Here is a 16,064-nt window from a genome sequence, read left to right as displayed (position 1 = left end):
TCTGCGGGGCTTCGCTGTGCGCGAGGGGGGAGTTGAACCCCCACGCCCTTTCGGGCACTGGAACCTGAATCCAGCGCGTCTGCCTATTCCGCCACCCGCGCATGGGTGTTGTCCTCGTTGCCGACCGGTCTTCCGAACCACTCGGTACCATCGGTACTTCGCGCTTCCTGGACCGGCCTCCCTTTCGGGCGGCCCTTCCGACGTGGAAAACATTAGCACGACCTGGGGGGCTGCTCCGAATCCGTTGTCCGGGGAGGCCCACGGCACCCGAACCGATGCCCGACGCACGCCCGTGCGACTGCCGGAAGGGTGCTCCGACGGGCACACCTGGCGTGCCGTACCCGACATGCGTCACCCTGTGTGTCCGAGCCCACCCCCGGGCACCACACGGTCCGGGAACCGTACGGAAGGGCCCGGCGTGGATACGATCAGTACGGAAGTACCGCAAGTAGGAGGCGCGACCGGGTCCCGGGCGGGATCCGGCCGGCAGGCAGGCGAACGAACCCTGGAAGGGGGTGCCCCATGGGAGTGCTGAAGAAGTTCGAGCAGCGGCTCGAGGGTCTCGTCAACGGCACCTTCGCCAAGGTGTTCAAGTCCGAGGTCCAGCCCGTGGAGATCGCCGGAGCGCTGCAGCGCGAGTGCGACAACAACGCGAGCATCTGGAACCGCGACCGCACCGTCGTGCCGAACGACTTCATCGTCGAGCTGAGCCCGCACGACCACGAGCGGCTGAGCCCCTACTCCGGGCAGCTCGGCACCGAACTGGCCGGCATGGTCCGCGAGTACGCGGAGGCCCAGCGGTACACCTTCATGGGCCCGCTCCAGGTGAACCTGGAGAAGGCCGACGACCTGGACACCGGGCTGTACCGGGTGCGCAGCCGCACCCTCGCCGCCGAGGAGCCCCCGCAGCAGCAGCAGTACGCGCCGCCGCAGCCCGGCTACGACCGTGCGCCGGCCGCCCCGGCCCCCGGCGCACCGTGGCAGCAGCCCGGCGCCGGCCAGTACAACGCGCCCCCGCCGCCGGCCGCGCCCCCCGCGATGCCCCCCGGTCAGCCGGCGCCCGCGGGCGGCAACGTCCGGGCGTTCCCCGGCGCGGGCCACGGCGGCGCCGGGACGCGCCGCTGGATCGAGGTGAACGGCGCCCGCCACCAGATCACCGGCTCGGCCTGCGTGCTCGGCCGGTCGACCGAGGCGGACGTGCGGATCGACGACCCCGGGGTCTCCCGCAAGCACGCCGAGATCCGGCCCGGCACCCCTTCGATGGTGCTCGACCTGGGGTCCACCAACGGCATCGTGGTGGACGGACAGCACACCCAGCGCGCTACGCTCCGCGACGGCTCGCGAATCGTCGTGGGCTCCACCACCATCGTCTACCGGCAGGTCGAAGGGTAGTGTCCGAATTGTTCGCGCGCCTCGCTCACCGACTGGCGGGACGGTCATGTCAGAACTGACCCTCACGGTCATGCGGCTGGGCTTCCTGGCCGTGTTGTGGCTGTTCGTCATCGTCGCGATCCAGGTGATCCGCAGCGACCTGTTCGGCACCAAGGTGAACCCGCGCTCCTCCCGTCGGGGCGCGAGCGCCACGACCGGCGGCGGCGCGGCCACCTCGACCGCCGCACGCGCCGCGGCGCCGACCCAGGCCGGCCCCGCGGCGGCCCAGACCCAGGGCGGCGGCGGGCGCCGCCGCGGCGGTCCGACCCAGCTCGTCGTGGTGCAGGGCTCGCTGGCCGGCACCACGGTGGCGCTCCAGGGCCAGACCATCACGCTCGGCCGCGCGCACGACTCCACCATCGTGCTGGACGACGACTACGCGTCCTCCCGGCATGCCAGGATCTATCCGGATCAGACTGGGCAGTGGACGGTCGAGGATCTAGGCTCCACCAACGGCACCTATCTGGACCGGCAGCGCCTGACCGCGCCCACTCCGCTCCAGCCGGGCATGCCGATCCGTATCGGCAGGACCGTCATCGAACTGCGGAAGTAGTAGCGCATGAGGGACAGCATCCCGTCCATGACCCAGAGGGGGGCACAGGTCGCATGACCCTGGTGCTGCGCTTCGCCGCCGGCTCCCACAAGGGACTGATCCGGGAGGGGAACGAGGACTCCGGCTACGCCGGGCCGCGGCTGCTGGCCGTGGCCGACGGCATGGGCGGCGCCGCGGCCGGCGAGGTCGCTTCCTCCGAGGTGCTCGGCTCGATCGTCCGGCTGGACGAGGACGTGCCCGGCCCCGACCTGCTGACCCTGCTGGGCGACGCCGTCCAGGGCGCCAACGACCGGCTCCGGCAGATGGTCGAGGAGGACCCGCAGCTGGAGGGCATGGGCTGCACGCTCACCGCCATGCTGTGGACGGGCCAGCGGATGGGCATGGTGCACGTCGGCGACTCCCGCGCCTACCTGCTGCGCGACGGTTCCCTGGTGCAGATCACCCAGGACCACACCTGGGTGCAGCGCCTGGTCGACGAGGGCCGGATCACGCCCGAGGAGGCCGAGACCCACCCGCAGCGCTCGCTGCTGATGCGGGCGCTGGACGGCCGCGGCCAGGTCGAGCCCGACCTGTCGATCCGCGAGGTCCGGGCCGGCGACCGCTACCTGATCTGCTCCGACGGCCTCTCCGGCCCGGTCAGCCACCAGACCCTCCAGGACACCCTCGGCAGCTACTACGCGCCCGAGCAGACCGTGCAGGAGCTGATCCAGCTCGCGCTGCGCGGCGGCGGTCCGGACAACATCACCTGCATCGTGGCGGACGTCATCGACGTCGGCGCCACGGACACCATGAGCGGCCAGTTCAACGACGTCCCGGTGGTGGTCGGCGCGGTCGCCGACGCCCCGCCGTCCTCGGCCGCCGCCGACCGCTCGATCGCGGACACCCCGGCCGGCCGCGCCGCCGGCCTCGGCCGCGGCCCGCAGGGCGCCTTCGGCCCGGCCGAGGGCTACGCGGAGGGCTTCGGCCCCGCGCAGAACGGTTTCGGTCCCGCCGAGGGCTACGAGGGCGAGTACGGCCCCGGCTCCGGCGAGCCCTCGGTGTACGGCACCGAGGACTTCGACGAGGAGCGGCCCTCGAGGCGCAAGCGCAAGGGCCTGACGGTCTCGCTGGCCGCCCTGGTCACGCTGGGCCTGCTCGGCGGCGCCGGCTACTTCGGCTACCAGTGGACCCAGGACCAGTACTACGTCGGCACCCAGGACGACCACGTCGCGATCTACCAGGGCATCAACCAGAACCTGGCCGGGGTGAGCCTGTCCTCGGTGCACTCCTCGTACAGCAGGATCCAGCTGAAGTGGCTGCCCGAGGACCAGCAGGTCCACGTGAAGAAGACCATCTCGGTCGGCAGCATGAAGGACGCCCAGTCGACGGTCAACGAGCTCGACGGCTGGGTCCAGCTCTGCCAGAAGGCCGCCAAGGCGACCGCCCCGGCCGTACCGCCCGCCACCCAGGCGACGCAGGCCGCGTACCTGGCCAGCACGCCCACCCCGACCGAGAAGAACCGCGGTCCGGCCGCCACCACGCCGACCACCGCGCCTCCGGCCTCGCCGACCGCCCCGACGGCACCCGCCCCGGCACCGAACGCGACCCCTCCGGCCACCGGCGCGCAGGGCGACCAGGCCCCCCCACTGACCGAAGAGGAACTCAGCCGGGCCAACTCCTGCCCGAAGCAGTGACGTCCGTGATCCGACATAGGACCGCCCCGAGCGGGTTTGCCGGCCGTCAGGGAGCGGTCACCACGTGAGCAGCTACGACCTGAGCCAGGAAACCACCCGGTCCGGCCGACGCCGGGCGGCGGCCGAACGCACGATCCCCCGTCGGCGGGGCAACACCACGATCTCCCCGCAGGAGGCGCCGAACCGGCGCAACACCGAGCTGGCCCTGCTGGTCTTCGCGGTGCTGCTGCCGGTCCTCGCGTACGCCAACGTCGGCCTCGCGATGGACGCCAAGCTGCCCGCGGGCATGCTCGGCTACGGGCTCGGCATGGGCGCCCTGGCACTGGTCGCGCACCTGCTGGTGCGCCGCTTCGCGCCGTACGCGGACCCGCTGATGCTGCCGATCGCCACCCTGCTCAACGGCCTCGGGGTGGTGATGATCTGGCGGCTGGACAAGGCGGGCAAGCTGCTCCGGGGCAACTACCCGGCGGCCGAGAACCAGCTGATGTGGTCGGCCCTCGGGATCGCCGGCTTCATCGGGGTGATGGTGCTGCTGAAGGACCACCGGGTGCTCCAGCGCTACACCTACATCTCGATGGTGGTGGCCCTGGTCCTGCTCGCGGCGCCGGCCTTCTTCCCGTCCCGGGCGGAGGACTTCGGCGCCAAGATCTGGATCCGGATGGGCAGCTTCTCCATCCAGCCGGGCGAGTTCGCCAAGATCGTCCTGACCGTGTTCTTCGCCGGCTACCTGATGGTCAAGCGGGACGCCCTGGCGCTGGCCAGCCGCCGGTTCATGGGCCTGTACCTGCCGCGCGGCCGCGACCTCGGCCCGATCATCGTGATCTGGCTGCTCAGCCTGCTGATCCTGATCTTCGAGAACGACCTGGGCACGTCCTTCCTGTTCTTCGGCCTGTTCGTGGTGATGCTCTACGTCGCCACCGAGCGGACCAGCTGGATCCTGTTCGGTCTGCTGATGTCGGTCGGCGGCGCGGTCGCGGTCGCGTCGACCGCGAGCCACGTGAAGGTCCGCATCGACGCCTGGCTCGACCCGATGGCCGCCTTCGGCGCCAACCCGCCTAAGGGCGCCACCGAGCAGATCGGCCAGTCGCTGATGGCGCTCGGCTCCGGCGGGGTCACCGGCTCCGGCCTGGGCCAGGGCCGCTCCTGGCTGATCGCCTTCGCCGCCAAGAGCGACTTCATCCTGGGCTCGTTCGGCGAGGAGCTCGGGCTGACCGGCCTGATGGCGATCTTCCTGCTGTACGCCCTGCTGGTGCAGCGCGGCCTGCGCACCGCGCTCGCCGCCCGCGACCCGTTCGGCAAGCTGTTCGCCGTCGGCCTCTCCTCGGCGATGGCGATCCAGGTGTTCGTCGTGGCCGGCGGTGTCACCGGGCTGATCCCGCTCACCGGTATGACCATGCCGTTCCTCGCGCAGGGCGGTTCGTCCGTGGTCGCCAACTGGGCGCTGGTCGCGATCCTGCTGAAGATCAGCGACAGCGCCCGCCGACCGGGGGCCGAACCGGCCCCGGCCACCGAGGGCCAGGAGGGACCAGCCCGATGAACAAGCCGATCCGCCGGGTATCGATCTTCTGCCTCGTCCTGATCCTGGCCCTGATGGTGCGCACCAACTGGGTGCAGGGCGTCCAGGCCGAGTCCTGGGCCACCAACAAGAACAACAAGCGCCAGCTGTACGACCGGTACGCCCACCCGCGCGGCAACATCATCGTCAGCGGCCAGCCGGTCACGAAGTCCGACTTCGTCAACGGCCTGCGCTACAAGTACAAGCGGTCCTGGGTCGACGGCCCGATGTACGCCCCGGTGACCGGCTACTCCTCCCAGGCCTACGGCTCCAGCCAGCTGGAGAACCTGGAGGACGGCATCCTCTCCGGCACCGACGACCGGCTGTTCTTCCGCAACACCCTGGACATGCTGACGGGCGAGCAGAAGCGCGGCGGCGACGTCGTCACCACCATCAACGCCAAGGTGCAGAAGGCCGCCTTCGACGCGATGGGCAACAAGAAGGGCGCGGTGGTCGCGCTCGACCCGAAGACCGGCGCGATCCTGGGCCTGGTCTCCACCCCGTCCTACGACCCGGGCACCTTCGCCGGCGGCGAGACGGCCGACCAGAACGCCTGGAAGGCCCTCGACGCGGACCCGAACAAGCCGACGCTCAACCGGGCGCTGAAGGAGACCTATCCGCCCGGCTCGACCTTCAAGCTGGTCACCGCGACCGCGGCGTTCGAGAACGGCCGCTACCAGAGCATCGACGACGCCACGGACACCCCGGAGCCGTACGTCCTGCCCGGCACGACCACCCAGCTGAAGAACGAGAGCCCGAACGAGCGCTGCGAGAACGCCACGATCAAGTCCGGGATGGACCAGTCCTGCAACACGGTCTTCGCCAAGATGGGCGCGGACCTGGGCAAGGAGCGGATGCGGGCGCAGGCCGAGAAGTTCGGCTTCAACAGCACGATCGACACCCCGGTCCGCTCCGAGAAGAGCGTCTTCCCGGACAGCTCGAGCCCGGACGGCACCGCCCAGGACTCGATCGGCCAGCACGACACCCGCGCCACCCCGCTCCAGATGGCCATGGTCTCCGCCGCGATCGCCAACAACGGCAGCCTGATGCAGCCGTACATGGTCGACCAGGAGCGCTCGGCCACGCTGACCACCGTCTCCAAGCACACCGAGAAGCAGTTCTCCCAGGCGATGAGCCCGGCCACCGCGCAGAAGATGCAGGACCTGATGGTCTCGGTGGTCGAGAACGGCACCGGCACCAACGCCAAGATCCCCGGCCTGCAGGTCGGCGGCAAGACCGGCACCGCGCAGCACGGCGAGGACAACGCCGGGCTCCCGTTCGCCTGGTTCACCTCCTGGGCGAAGACCCCGGACGGCCAGTCGGTCGCGGTCGCGGTGGTGGTCGAGGACGGCTCCCAGAACCGCGACGGCATCAGCGGCGGCCGCCTCGCCGCCCCGATCGCCAAGGCGGTGATGCAGGCCGCACTCGGCAAGTAGGAGCGCGGGTCCGGGGTGAGGGGAATGTCACGATGGGCAGCCCCGTCCGGATACCGGTCTGGTATCGGCCGACGGCTGACTCCGGTCCGCTGCGGTCCGACCGGTAGCGTATCCGCCAGCAGCGGGTGTGCCCGTTGCCGCCCGCGAGGCACCGCACGGCCCGGCCGGAGAACCGGTCGCGGACCGCGCGGCGTCACCCAGAGCGTGCGGGGACACCTACGTCACAACCTCACCGGCGGGTGAGGGAGAGGGTCGGAACTATGGAAGAGCCTCGTCGCCTCGGCGGCAGGTACGAGCTCGGCGGCGTCCTCGGACGCGGCGGCATGGCCGAGGTGTACCTCGCCCATGACACCCGACTCGGCCGCTCCGTCGCTGTGAAGACGCTCCGGGCCGACATGGCCCGGGATCCGTCGTTCCAGGCCCGGTTCCGCCGCGAGGCGCAGTCGGCGGCGTCCCTGAACCACCCCGCCATCGTCGCCGTGTACGACACCGGCGAGGACTACATCGACGGCATCTCCATCCCGTACATCGTGATGGAGTACGTCGAGGGGTCCACGCTGCGCGAGCTGCTGCACTCCGGCCGCCGGCTGCTGCCCGAGCGCGCGCTGGAGATGACCATCGGCATCCTCCAGGCCCTGGAGTACTCGCACCGGGCCGGCATCGTGCACCGCGACATCAAGCCGGCCAACGTGATGCTGACCCGGCAGGGCAACGTCAAGGTCATGGACTTCGGCATCGCCCGTGCGATGGGTGACGCCGGGATGACCATGACGCAGACCTCGGCCGTCATCGGCACCGCCCAGTACCTCTCCCCCGAGCAGGCCAAGGGCGAGCAGGTCGACGCCCGCTCCGACCTCTACTCCACCGGCTGCCTGCTCTACGAGCTGCTGACCGTGCGCCCGCCGTTCGTCGGCGACTCGCCCGTCGCGGTGGCCTACCAGCACGTCCGGGAGGAGCCGCAGCCGCCGTCGGTCTTCGACCCCGAGGTGCGCCCCGAGGTCGACGCGATCGTGCTGAAGGCGCTCGCCAAGGACCGCGACTACCGCTACCAGAGCGCCGACGAGATGCGCGACGACATCGAGCGCTTCCTCGACGGCCTGCCGGTGGCCGCCGCCCAGCAGGCCGCGTACGGCATGGGCCCGGGCGGCTACGGCTACGACCAGAACGGCTACCCGCAGCAGCACGACCCGTACGGCCAGACCAACGTGCTGCCGCAGCAGCCCGGCGGCCCGACCACCGTCCTGCCGCAGGCCTCCGGGCAGCCCGGCTACGGGCAGCAGGGCGGCTACCAGGACGACGGCTACGGCCAGACCTACGCCGGCCAGGCGGGCGGCAACGACGGCTACGACGACGGCTACGGCCGCGGCGGGGGCCGGCGGGGCGAGGACCCGCCGAAGAAGAGCAACACCTCCTGGATCGTGCTGGCGGTGGCCGCCGTGCTGGTCCTGGTCGGCACCTTCTTCGTCGCCCAGGCGATGTTCGCCGACAAGGGCACCAAGGAGACCGCGAAGGTCACCGCGCCGAACCTGGTCGGCAAGACCCTGGCGGAGGCCAAGACGGCCGCCGCCGCGGCCGGTGCCAAGCTCGTGGTGACCGAGGGCGACAAGATCGCCTGCCCGGACACCAACATCAAGAAGGACCAGGTCTGCACCCAGACCCCGCAGTCCGGCACCCAGGTCGCCGAGACCTCCACCATCACGGTGCAGGTCTCCTCGGGCCCGGCCAAGGCGCAGGTCCCCGGTGTGGTCGGCAAGCCCAAGGACCAGGCCACCAAGGCGCTCGCCGACCTCGGCTTCACCAACGTGACCACCGAGTACAAGGACGACGACACCGCCGCGCAGGACACCGTCACCGCCCAGGACCCGGCGCCCAACGCGGCCGTCGACCCGAGCGCCCCGATCAAGCTGACCGTCTCGCAGGGCAAGGCCAAGGTGACCGTCCCGAACGTGGCCGGGGCCCAGAAGGAGGACGCGCAGGCGACCCTCCAGGGCCTCGGCTTCCAGGTGGACGTCTCGAAGACCGCCCCGGCCCCCGACCCGAGCAAGGTCAACACCGTCGCCTCGCAGTCGGTCCCGGCCAACACCAAGGCCCCGGCCAACAGCAAGATCTCGCTGACGATCTTCAAGGCGCAGGACAAGCCCCAGGTCCCGCCGCTGGCGAACGTCAAGCTGGGCGCCGCCGCGGACCAGCTGAAGGCGCTCGGCCTGACCTACGTCGTGGTCAGCGGTCCCCCGGACCCGAACGCGACGATCCTCCAGAGCAACCCGCCGGCCGGCACCCAGGTCGACCCGAACACCCAGATCCAGCTGTACACCAAGGCGGCCGAGCCCCCGAAAGGGAGCGACCCCACCACCACACCCCCCAAAGGGGACCACTAGGCCTCCGGTATTCCCCTGGTTCGGCTGAGCCGGGGAACAAGCAGCACGGAGCACGCCCGAGGGCCCGCCGCGACGAACGCGGCGGGCCCTCGGGCGTTCCGTACGGGCTCCAGGAGGCCCGTGGGCGGCTTCAGGAGTGCCGCAGCTCCGGCGGCGGGGTGCGCTTGGCGTCCATGTCGTCCACCCGCACCAGGCTCCCCCAGACGGCCATCCGGTAGCGCGAGGTGTACACCGGCGTGCAGGTGGTCAGGGTGATGTAGCGGCCGGGGCCCTCGTAGCCGGAGCGGGCCGGGACGGGCGCCACGATGCCGGTGTCGTACTTGGACGTCTCCGCCAGGGTGCTGTCGACCTTGTAGACGTACCACTTGTCCCGGGTCTCGACCACGACGGCGTCGCCCCGGTGGACGGCGTCCAGGTCGTGGAACTTGGCGCCGTGGCCGTCCCGGTGGGCGGCCAGCGCGAAGTTGCCCTGCTGGTCCCACGGCATCGCGGCCCGGTACGGCTGCTCGTAGACGCCCGCGACGCCGTCGTCCAGGACCTCGGTGGAGGTGCCCATCCGGATCAGCACCTGGTAGTCCCGGCCCATCGCCGGGACGTGCAGGAAGCCGACGTCGTCCCCGGCCGCGAACTGCTTCGGCACGGACCCGGCCTCGGCACCGGGGCCGCCGGGAGCAGCGGACGCGCCGGGGGCCGGGGCGGCGCCGGGCGTCGCCCCGGGGCCGGGGCGCGGGCCCGCGGCCCAGCTGCCGCGCAGCCGGTCGGCGGCCGCCGAGGCCGAGCGGTCCGCCTGCACGTTGGTCCACCAGAGCGAGTAGCCCACGAACAGGCCGAGCACCAGGCCCATGGTGATCAGCAGCTCGCCGAAGACCCCGAGCGCGGCCAGCGCCCGGCTCCGGCCCCGCCCGGCCCGCGGCTCGGGCGGGGCGAAGGCCTCCTGCGCCGGTTCGGCCGATCGCGCGCTCTCGTCCTGCATCTGCGGTGCTCCCCCTCCGGGCCGGGCGGCCGGGCGGCTACCCGCCCGTGATCGCGGCCGGCTTGCCCTGGGCACGCGGCCGTTCCTCGATCATCTTGCCAAAGACGATGAGGCGGAACTTGGAGGTGAACTCCGGCGTGCAGGTGGTCAGGGTGATGTAGCGGCCCGGACCGGCGTACCCCGCGCCGTTCGGCACCGGCTTGATCACGCTCACGTTGTTGGGGGAGGTCTCCGGGATGCCCCCGGTGACCTCGTAGGTGTAGTAGCCGGCCGCGGTCTCCACCACGATCTTGTCGCCCTTGCCGAGCTGGTTGATGTACCGGAACGGCTCGCCGTGGGTGTTGCGGTGGGCGGCCAGCGCGAAGTTGCCCGCCTTGTCGCCCGGCATCCCGGTTCCCGTGTAGTGGCCGACCAGGCCGTTGTCGAGCACCCCCGACTTGGAGGTGCCCTCGGCGATCGGGAACTTCAGCCCCAGCTTGGGCAGGTAGATGATGGCGAAGCCCTTGCCGGGCTCGAACACCTCGGGCTTGTCCGGCGCCGGGGCCGGCTGCCCCGGCTGGACGGGCGCGACGGCCGCGTTGAACTGCTGCTCCAGCTGGTTGCGGGCCCCGTCGGCGGCCGCGTCGGCCTGCACGTTGGTCCACCAGAGCTGGTACGCGACGAAGAGCAGCATCACCACGCCGAGCGTGATGCACAGCTCGCCGACGCTCCGGGCGGCCACCACGAGCACGGACTCCCGGGGGCGCACCCGCCCGGCGCCGCGGCCGTTCGACCGGCGCCGGCCGCTGCCGGAGCGCAGCGAGGTGCGGCCCTGGGCGGCGCGGCGGCGCTCGGCCCGGCCACCGGTGGGGGCCGGTTCGGCGGCCGGCGCGCCGAGGTCCAGGGGCAGCCGCAGCTGGAGGGTCTGGTCGGGCAGCCAGGGGTACTCGGGCCCGTCCACGATGGGCTCCTGGGCCTGCTCGTACACGCCCCAGGCGTCCTCGGGCACGGTCTGCACCGGGATCCCCTGCCGGTACGGCGCACCGCCGGTGCCGTCGTCCTGGCCCGGGTACCGGGGCCCGCCGTACTGCTGCGCGGTGCCGTACGGGTCCGCCTCCGGCTGGAAACGCCCCTCCGGACGCAGCGAGGTCACGCCGGTCAGCCCCGGCCGATCACCGGGGCGAGCCCGGCCGACCGGTCGACCGCCTGCGGGAAGCCGCACTCCGCGAGCCAGTTGGCGAGCATCCGGTGCCCGCCCTCGGTGAGCACCGACTCGGGGTGGAACTGCACGCCCTCGACCGGCAGTTCACGATGCCTGAGCCCCATGATCACGCCGCTCCCGGTGCGCGCGGTGACCACCAGTTCGGCCGGCACGGTGGCCGGCTCGACCGCGAGCGAGTGGTAGCGGGTCGCGGTCAGCGGCGAGGGCAGGCCCTCGAAGACCCCGCCGTCCTCGTGCTCGACCGGCGAGGTCTTGCCGTGCAGCAGCTCGGGCGCCCGGCCGACCACGGCGCCGTACGCGGCCGCGATCGACTGGAGGCCCAGGCAGACGCCGAACACCGGCAGCCCGATCCGCGCGCAGTGGTGCACCATCTCGATGCAGACCCCGGCCTCCTCCGGGGCGCCGGGCCCGGGGGAGAGCAGCACCCCGTCGAAGCCCTCGTCGCCGGAGCGGCGGACGGCGTGCTCGACGGTCACCTCGTCGTTGCGCACCACCTCGCAGGTGGCGCCGAGCTGGTACAGGTACTGGACCAGGTTGAAGACGAAGCTGTCGTAGTTGTCCACCACCAGGATGCGGGGCGGAGTGGTCGGCCGGGTCGTCATGCGCGCGTGGTCTCCGTGGGGTGCGGTGCGGGAAGGGAGTGCCGGGCCCGCCGGCTCAGCCGGTCGCGGCGCCGTCGCCGCCGTCCACTGTGACGTCGCCGAAGGGGAGCAGCGGTTCCGCCCACGGGAAGACGTAGGTGAAGAGGAGGTAGACGATCCCCAGCACGAGGAGCAGCGAAATGACGGCCCGGACCAGGGTGTTCCCCGGGAGGTGACGCCAGATCCAGCCGTACATGGTGCTCCCTCGACGTAGCGGACTGGGTTAAAGAGTAGACCCGCCGTGCGCGCCCGCGGGGCCGGTCCGCTACTGCTGGCCGCCCGCCGAACGCAGCTCGGTGGTGCCGGAGTAGCCGGGCAGGCTCAGCTCGCCGCTCTCCTGGACCTTCCAGCCCAGCCCGTACGCCTGGACGTACTGGAGGTAGTTGCGGACCGTCGGGTCCGCCTCGACGGCCGAGCGCAGGGTGTCGGTCCGCCCGACCGCCCTGACCACGTACGGCGGGGAGTAGACCCGGCCCTGGAGCAGCAGGGTGTTGCCGACGCAGCGGACGGCGCTGGTGGAGATCAGCCGCTGGTCCATCACCTGCACCCCTTCGGCGCCGCCCCGCCACAGCGCGTTGACGACGGCCTGGATGTCCTGCTGGTGGATGACCAGGTCGTTGACGCCGGGCTCGGGCACTCCCGGGATGCGCGCGGTGGCGTTCGGCGGGGCGTCGTTGAGGGTGACGGTCAGGCCGCCGCCCTGGAGCGGCTCCAGGGCCGCGCCGGAGCGCAGGCCGCCCAGCTGCGCGGCGTTGGCGGGGTCGTGGCCCTGCTGCTCGGTTAGCTGCTGGGCGCGGGCCTGGAGGTCGGCGAGCTGGGACTGCGCCTGCTGGTTCTGGGCGCTGCGCTGGCGGACCACGTCGCCGAGGCTGAGCAACGAGTTGTCGGTCCGCAGGTCGGTGCCGCGGGCGGTCTGCGCGCTGATGTAGAAGAGCAGTCCGGCGAGCGCGAAGACGGCGCAGGTCAGGGCACGTCCGACAATTCGGGTGCCGGAACGGCGGGTACGGGCCGGCTCAGGGGGAATCGACAAATTAGTCACCGTACCCTTATCTCCTCTAGACCCGCCGAGCCACTACGCTAACGGACGCCGGTGGCATGTGGCGGAGCGGTCCCCAGGACGTTTCTCCACAGCCGACCGCGGCCGATTCCACCCGCTGCACCCTGCGCGGTCTCACAGCGCATCGACAGGAGAGCTCCTCGTGCCGAAGTCTCGACTCCGCAAGAAGTCCGACTACACCCCGCCGACCACGGCCGCGGTGAAGATCAGTTCGGGCCGTGGTTGGGTCGCGCCGCTGATGCTCGCGCTGTTCCTGATCGGCCTGGTGTGGATCGTCACCTACTACGTGACCAGCGGCACCTACCCGGTCGAGAGCTGGCGCAACTGGAACATCCTGGTCGGCTTCGGCTTCATCGCCGCCGGCTTCGGCGTCTCCACCCAGTGGAAGTGACGCTCCGCCCGTCCTGAGGCTCGGCTTCGAGCCGTTTCCCGCCGCTCCGGATCGCTCGTCCCGGGGCGGCGGTCAGGCGTGCCCGGAGCCGGGCGGGAGCGCACCGGAATCCGGTCGGTTATCCCCACCATCGGACTGTCGGGCTTATCCACATGGTTATCCACACTGGGGAAAAGTCCCCCGGGCCTGTGGATAACTTTCCCCGGCGGGCTCGTCCACAGCTGTGCACAACTCCCCGGGAACGGGAGAACCGCACAGCAGGACACGCGTAGAACACCAGTCCGCACCCCGGTGGTCGCACAGCCTGTGCACAACCCCGCACCCGCTGTGGACAAACGTCCGAGGGGTCAGGCCCCGTAGAGGACCGTCCCGGCCAGCAGCATCCCCGCCTCGACCGCCACCGCGCCCGCCACCGTCAGCCCCTGCACCAGGCCGCGGCGCTCGCGCGGGGCGTACATCAGGCCGACCGCCGTCAGCGAGCCGAGCAGCAGGCCGCCGACGTGCGCCCGCCAGTCGACGCCCGGGCGGGAGAAGGTGACCACCAGGTTGAAGACCAGGAACGCCATCGCCGGGCCGAGCGGGCCCCTGTTCCGCAGCTGCAGCACGATCGTGGCGCCGATCAGCCCGAAGACCGCCCCGGAGGCGCCCACCGAGTTCATCCAGCCGCCGGCCACCAGGAAGGCGAAGGTGCTGCCGCCCAGGCCGGAGAGCAGGTAGAGGGCCAGGAAGCGGAGCCGGCCGAGCGCCTCCTCCAGCGACGGGCCGAGCCAGTACAGCACCAGCATGTTCATCCCGACGTGCCACCACTCCAGGTGCAGGAAGGTGGCGGTCAGCAGCCGGTACCACTGGTCCGGGCCGTCGGCGATGCCCGCCGGGCCGCCGAGGATGTCCCGCCCGGCGCTGAACAGCGACCAGGTCTGGCCCAGCCGCGGGGTGAGCACGAAGGCGGCCAGCACCCAGACCACGATGTTGAGCCCGATCAGCACCCGGGTGACCAGCCCGCCGTCGGCGGCCAGGGCTCCGCCGAACCGGGTGGTCGCCTGCCGCGACCCGGTGTGGCCGTTGCCGACGCACTCGGGGCACTGGAAGCCCACCGAGGCGGTCACCATGCACTGCGGGCAGATCGGCCGCTCGCAGCGGGTGCAGGAGACCCCGGTGGGGGTCTGCGGGTGCCGGTAGCAGTCGGGCGGTCCGGCCTCCGGGGACCGGTCGACCGACGGCCTCGGCTCGTCCGGGAGCATCAGCGGGTCCCCTTCCCGTACACGACCTCCGAAACCGCCAGCCTACTGCCGCGCCCCCGCCCCCGGACCGGCTCCCCCACAGCCGGACCCGGCTTTCTCCGCCCCGCCGGGGCCCTGTCCTCACGCCCGCCCCGTCCGGCCCGCCCCGGCAGGAGCCCCGCGTACGGCCCACCCCGACATGCCTCCGGACAAATCAGCATGCATGATCAGCATTCAGGTGGATATGTGCATAAAGGACACCACCCAGGAGGAGAGACTCGTGAGCTTTTCGGATTCGGCCCGTGAGACGGCCACCAGGACCCGGGACACCGCCGCACAGTTCGCGGACGGCGCCAAGCAGCGCCTCGGCCCCGCCTTGGACGCCTTCGGTCCGAAGGCCGCACAGGCCGCCCACCACCTCCGCTGCCAGTACGACCGGCACCTCGCCCCCCAGTTCGGCCAGGCCTTCGCCAACCTGCCGCCGGAGGCCCAGCAGAACACCCTGAAGGCCCTCCACCGGGCCCAGGAGGCCGCTCTGGCGGCCCGCCTGTCCGCCGCCCGGGCCGCGGACCAGGCGCGCGCCACCGTCGGCCCCAGGGTCGCCCAGGCGGTCGAGGAGGCCCGCGCCACCGTCGGCCCGGTCGCCCACGAGGCCCAGGCCCGCGGCGCCGCCGCGCTGACCGCTCTCCAGGGCAACGTCAGCTCGGCCGAGATCAGCGAACTGGCCGCCCGGAACGCCAGGAAGGAGCAGTGCAACCGCCTGGCCACCGGCCTCGCCGTGGCCGGCCTGCTGGCGATCGGCGGCGGCATCGTGGCCTGGCAGTGGTGGCGCCGGCACAGCAACCCGGAGTGGCTGGTCGAGCCCCCGGCCCCGCAGGAGCCCCGGCCGGCCGGGGCGCACGCCGCCTCCACGCCGGTGAACGGCTCCGGCCCGGAGGCCGTCGCCGAGTCGACGGACGGGTCCCCGACCGCCGGGAAGGACGGCCCCGCCGAGGACGGCCCCGGGTCGCGCTGACCGTACGGGCGAACGCCCGCAAACGCCGATCGGCCGCCGACCAGGATCCAGGTCGGCGGCCGATCCGCTACTGCTGTGGGCTGTGGAGCATAGGAGACTCGAACTCCTGACATCTGCCTTGCAAAGGCAGCGCTCTACCAACTGAGCTAATGCCCCTCGACGGCACCGCGCGCGTGCCAACGGGCACTAGCGTACCGGTTTCCGGCGCGATTCCCAGCGCCGTCCCCCCGGAACGGTGCCGTTCCAAGGGGTCGGCCGGTCCGGTTCGTCGACCGGGCCGGCCGGCCCGGGAGGCGCCGACGGGCGCCTCCGGAGTTCGTCGATCGTCAGATCGCCGGGGGCTCAGCGACCGGCCGGGACCGGGTCGGTGGCCTCGGTCCACAGGTCCTGCTCGGCGCGGTCCGCCTGGACCTGACGGTAGACAAAGAAGCCGCCGAGGGCGACCAGGGCGACCAGGAGAAGCTTCTTCACCGCGGGACCTCGTCCTTCTTGCGTTGGTGGACTCAAGAGCCGGATCCGGCCGGACTGACCGGGCCGACG

At 71.9% G+C, this 16,064-nt stretch carries 15 protein-coding genes and 2 tRNA genes; 8 read left to right on the top strand and 9 right to left on the bottom strand.

Features of this window, described 5'->3' with window-relative positions; genetic code table 11:
- Positions 1 to 17 precede the first annotated feature (17 nt).
- Positions 18 to 101 (bottom strand) — tRNA-Leu (locus ACLWS4_RS29865).
- A 421-nt stretch (positions 102 to 522) separates the two neighbouring features.
- Between ACLWS4_RS29865 and ACLWS4_RS29860 the strand changes: the two genes are divergently transcribed.
- From ACLWS4_RS29860 to pknB, 6 genes are all read left to right on the top strand, one after another.
- On the top strand, positions 523 to 1,392 hold the full coding sequence (locus tag ACLWS4_RS29860; protein WP_074001954.1) for an FhaA domain-containing protein: 870 nt from the start codon (positions 523 to 525) through the stop codon (positions 1,390 to 1,392).
- 46 nt (positions 1,393 to 1,438) lie between these two features.
- Positions 1,439 to 1,984 (top strand): FHA domain-containing protein FhaB/FipA, encoded by a 546-nt coding sequence (locus ACLWS4_RS29855; protein WP_074001953.1) that lies wholly within the window; start codon positions 1,439 to 1,441, stop codon positions 1,982 to 1,984.
- 53 nt (positions 1,985 to 2,037) lie between these two features.
- On the top strand, positions 2,038 to 3,657 hold the full coding sequence (locus ACLWS4_RS29850; RefSeq protein WP_074001952.1) for a PP2C family protein-serine/threonine phosphatase: 1,620 nt from the start codon (positions 2,038 to 2,040) through the stop codon (positions 3,655 to 3,657).
- A 133-nt stretch (positions 3,658 to 3,790) separates the two neighbouring features.
- Positions 3,791 to 5,194, top strand: a complete 1,404-nt coding sequence (locus ACLWS4_RS29845) for an FtsW/RodA/SpoVE family cell cycle protein (protein WP_074002167.1) — start codon at positions 3,791 to 3,793, stop codon at positions 5,192 to 5,194.
- The gene (locus ACLWS4_RS29840) at positions 5,191 to 6,648 is read left to right on the top strand and encodes a peptidoglycan D,D-transpeptidase FtsI family protein (protein WP_074001951.1); all 1,458 of its coding nucleotides are present in this window, start codon (positions 5,191 to 5,193) and stop codon (positions 6,646 to 6,648) included. The genes ACLWS4_RS29845 and ACLWS4_RS29840 overlap by 4 nt, the downstream gene beginning before the upstream one ends.
- A gap of 260 nt (positions 6,649 to 6,908) precedes the next feature.
- Positions 6,909 to 9,026 carry a Stk1 family PASTA domain-containing Ser/Thr kinase gene (pknB, locus tag ACLWS4_RS29835; protein ID WP_416875743.1) on the top strand — a complete coding sequence of 706 codons (2,118 nt, stop codon included), beginning with the start codon at positions 6,909 to 6,911 and terminating at the stop codon, positions 9,024 to 9,026.
- A 130-nt stretch (positions 9,027 to 9,156) separates the two neighbouring features.
- Here pknB and ACLWS4_RS29830 read toward each other — a convergent pair whose 3' ends face one another.
- The 5 genes from ACLWS4_RS29830 to ACLWS4_RS29810 form a co-directional block, all read right to left on the bottom strand.
- Positions 9,157 to 9,999, bottom strand: coding sequence for a class E sortase (locus ACLWS4_RS29830; protein WP_416875742.1), 843 nt, complete (start codon positions 9,997 to 9,999; stop codon positions 9,157 to 9,159).
- A gap of 37 nt (positions 10,000 to 10,036) precedes the next feature.
- Positions 10,037 to 11,131, bottom strand: a complete 1,095-nt coding sequence (locus ACLWS4_RS29825) for a class E sortase (protein ID WP_053112322.1) — start codon at positions 11,129 to 11,131, stop codon at positions 10,037 to 10,039.
- Between the two features lie 5 nt (positions 11,132 to 11,136).
- Positions 11,137 to 11,802: an aminodeoxychorismate/anthranilate synthase component II gene (locus tag ACLWS4_RS29820; RefSeq protein ID WP_074002166.1), complete on the bottom strand. Its 666-nt coding sequence runs from the start codon at positions 11,800 to 11,802 to the stop codon at positions 11,137 to 11,139.
- A 55-nt stretch (positions 11,803 to 11,857) separates the two neighbouring features.
- Positions 11,858 to 12,037: a hypothetical protein gene (locus ACLWS4_RS29815; RefSeq protein WP_049656795.1), complete on the bottom strand. Its 180-nt coding sequence runs from the start codon at positions 12,035 to 12,037 to the stop codon at positions 11,858 to 11,860.
- 69 nt (positions 12,038 to 12,106) lie between these two features.
- Positions 12,107 to 12,871 carry a DUF881 domain-containing protein gene (locus tag ACLWS4_RS29810; protein WP_380745407.1) on the bottom strand — a complete coding sequence of 255 codons (765 nt, stop codon included), beginning with the start codon at positions 12,869 to 12,871 and terminating at the stop codon, positions 12,107 to 12,109.
- A gap of 169 nt (positions 12,872 to 13,040) precedes the next feature.
- Between ACLWS4_RS29810 and crgA the strand changes: the two genes are divergently transcribed.
- Complete coding sequence (gene crgA / locus ACLWS4_RS29805; protein ID WP_049656797.1) at positions 13,041 to 13,289, top strand: cell division protein CrgA; 249 nt, start codon at positions 13,041 to 13,043, stop codon at positions 13,287 to 13,289.
- 347 nt (positions 13,290 to 13,636) lie between these two features.
- Here the strand turns inward: crgA and ACLWS4_RS29800 are convergent, their stop codons facing one another.
- Positions 13,637 to 14,530 carry a rhomboid family intramembrane serine protease gene (locus tag ACLWS4_RS29800; RefSeq protein WP_416875741.1) on the bottom strand — a complete coding sequence of 298 codons (894 nt, stop codon included), beginning with the start codon at positions 14,528 to 14,530 and terminating at the stop codon, positions 13,637 to 13,639.
- A 259-nt stretch (positions 14,531 to 14,789) separates the two neighbouring features.
- Between ACLWS4_RS29800 and ACLWS4_RS29795 the strand changes: the two genes are divergently transcribed.
- On the top strand, positions 14,790 to 15,524 hold the full coding sequence (locus tag ACLWS4_RS29795; RefSeq protein WP_049656800.1) for a DUF5324 family protein: 735 nt from the start codon (positions 14,790 to 14,792) through the stop codon (positions 15,522 to 15,524).
- An 83-nt stretch (positions 15,525 to 15,607) separates the two neighbouring features.
- Here the strand turns inward: ACLWS4_RS29795 and ACLWS4_RS29790 are convergent.
- Both ACLWS4_RS29790 and ACLWS4_RS29785 read right to left on the bottom strand, forming a co-directional pair.
- Positions 15,608 to 15,680, bottom strand: a tRNA-Ala gene (locus tag ACLWS4_RS29790).
- 186 nt (positions 15,681 to 15,866) lie between these two features.
- The gene (locus tag ACLWS4_RS29785; protein ID WP_014137031.1) at positions 15,867 to 15,995 is read right to left on the bottom strand and encodes a DLW-39 family protein; all 129 of its coding nucleotides are present in this window, start codon (positions 15,993 to 15,995) and stop codon (positions 15,867 to 15,869) included.
- Positions 15,996 to 16,064 lie beyond the last annotated feature (69 nt).

Source organism: Kitasatospora sp. SC0581 (assembly GCF_048159585.1).
GTDB lineage: Bacteria > Actinomycetota > Actinomycetes > Streptomycetales > Streptomycetaceae > Kitasatospora.
This window is presented reverse-complemented; position numbering and strand designations above follow the sequence as displayed.